The 2,398-nt window shown below is 62.4% G+C and carries 3 protein-coding genes; all 3 read right to left on the reverse strand.

The genetic code is table 11. The annotated features are described in order from the left end of the window. Positions 1-850 (reverse strand): tRNA 2-selenouridine(34) synthase MnmH (mnmH, locus tag GIW04_RS29835; protein ID WP_236479543.1); only part of this gene is annotated, 850 nt, incomplete at its 3' end. After that, positions 850-1,884 (reverse strand): selenide, water dikinase SelD, encoded by a 1,035-nt coding sequence (gene selD / locus GIW04_RS29840; protein WP_120249138.1) that lies wholly within the window; start codon positions 1,882-1,884, stop codon positions 850-852. The genes mnmH and selD, both read right to left, overlap by 1 nt. A 93-nt stretch (positions 1,885-1,977) precedes the next feature. Beyond that, positions 1,978-2,398: TerC family protein (locus GIW04_RS29845; protein WP_442962824.1), on the reverse strand; the 421-nt coding region annotated here is incomplete at its 5' end.

Consider the following 2,398-nt stretch of genomic DNA (forward strand, 5'->3'; position numbering starts at 1 on the left):
GGCTCTGAGTCAGGCGTTCGGCGAACAACCCCTGCCCAGCGTCACCCCATACGTCAATGAACTCGGCGCACAGATCGACGACGTAATCCTTCAGGATGCGCTCGACGCGACCTTCGACGCTGTCCTCCAGCCACACCATCGGAAACGTCTGCATCCCCTTGTGCAATGGCAATGGCAGCGCACAACTGCCGATCATACGGCTCTCGTCCTCGACCACAAACTGCTCGATACCGCCTGCGCGCTTCTTCAACAAATCCACGGCCAGGCGGTTTTCGAAGTCGATATTGGAGGGTTGCGCCGTAGCACGCTTGCCGAAGCTGGAGCCCCGATGGTTGGCGTGGCCTTCCAGGTCCAGGGCATTGCGCAGTTGGCCGAGCACTTCGGTCTTGCCGGTGCCGGTCATGCCGCCCAGCAGTACGAAATCACACTGGGCGGTCGCCTGCTCCAGGGTTTCCAGCAGGAAGGTGCGCATGGCCTTGTAGCCACCGCCGACGCGGGGGTATTCGATGCCCGCTTCGGTTTTCAACCATTGCTGCACGATCTGTGAACGCAGGCCGCCCCGAAAGCAGTACAGGTAGCCATTGGGGTTAGCCTGGGCAAACTGCGCCCATTGTTCGATGCGCTCGGCCTTGATTGCACCCGACACCAGTTCATGCCCCAGCACGATTGCCGCTTGCTGGCCTTGCTGCTTGTAACAGGTGCCGACCCGCTGGCGCTCATCGTCGGTCATCAGCGGCAGGTTAATCACCCCGGGGAACGCGCCCTTGGCGAATTCGACCGGCGCGCGGGTATCCATCATCGGCCGGTCGTTGAGGAAGATATCGCGGTAATCGGTGATGTCCGTCGCCATCAAATCACCTCAACCGCGTTGGTCTGTCGCTCCAGCAGTTCACCGATAGGCTCAAGGGCCAGGCCCAGCTCGGCGGCCACGGCGTGGAACTCGGCATCACCTTGCGGGGTAACGGCGATCAGCAGGCCACCGCTGGTTTGCGGGTCGCACAGCACGCGCTTGTGCAGCTCCTGCACACGCCCCAGTTTGCTGGCGTAGCTTTCAAAGTTGCGCAAGGTGCCACCCGGCACACAGCCCTGGTCCAGGTAATACTCAACCCCCGGCAAGCGTGGGACTTTTGCATAGTGGATGCGGGCGGTCAGGCCACTGCCGTCGGCCATTTCCACCAGGTGGCCGAGCAGGCCGAAACCGGTGACATCGGTCATGGCCGTCACACCGGCCAACTTGCCGAAACGGCTGCCCGGCTTGTTGAGGGTGCACATCCAGTCACGCGCCAGGCCGATATCCGCCTCGCGCAGTTTGCCCTTCTTCTCGGCGGTGGTGAGGATGCCGATGCCCAAAGGCTTGGTCAGGTACAACTTGCAGCCGGCAGTGGCAGTGTCGTTGCGCTTCATGTGGCGCTTTTGCACGACCCCGGTAACGGCCAAGCCAAAGATCGGCTCCGGCGCGTCAATGGAATGCCCGCCCGCAAGCGGGATGCCAGCCGCGTCGCACACGGCCCGACCGCCGCGAATCACTTCGCGGGCAATCTCGGGCGCCAGCACGTTGACCGGCCAACCGAGAATGGCGATGGCCATCAGGGGGTCGCCGCCCATGGCGTAGATGTCGCTGATGGCATTGGTGGCGGCAATGCGGCCGAAGTCGAACGGGTCGTCGACAATCGGCATGAAAAAGTCCGTGGTGGACACCACGCCGCGCTCGTCGTCGATGGCGTACACCGCCGCATCGTCGCGGGAGGCATTGCCCACCCACAGGTTGGGGTCGAGGTTCTGTGCACCGCTGCCCGCAAGGATCACTTCCAGCACCTGGGGCGAAATCTTGCAACCGCAACCCGCACCGTGGCTGTACTGGGTAAGGCGAATCGGCTCGTTCATGGGGGACCTCAAGCTATCAAGTGGGCCGATTCTAGCAGACAGCAAAAGGCCGGCTGGGCTCTTGTGAGCACAGCCGGCCTGTTTGTTCAGCGGTTACTGGCGCGCAGCGAGCAAACGTGCGTGCCGGTTACGCCGGGCGATGTTCAAGCATTCGATCGCCGCCGAGAACGCCATGGCCGCATACACGTAGCCTTTTGGCACGTGGGCGCCGAAGCCTTCGGCAATCAGCGTCATGCCGATCATGATCAAGAAGCCTAGGGCCAGCATCACCACGGTCGGGTTGTCGTTGATGAACTTGGCCAACGGTTCAGCGGCCACCAGCATCACGATCACCGAGACCACCACGGCAATGATCATGATCGGCAAGTGCTCGGTCATGCCCACGGCGGTGATGATGCTGTCGATGGAGAACACCAGGTCGAGCATCAGGATCTGGCCGATGGCGGCGGCAAAGCCGATGGTCACGGTGTTGCTGACGGTGGCCTTCTCTTCAGGCTCCGGGTCCATGCTGTGA

The sequence above is a fragment of the Pseudomonas sp. PA-4-8C genome, assembly GCF_021606625.1.
In the GTDB taxonomy this organism is placed as follows: Bacteria; Pseudomonadota; Gammaproteobacteria; order Pseudomonadales; family Pseudomonadaceae; genus Aquipseudomonas; species Aquipseudomonas lactis.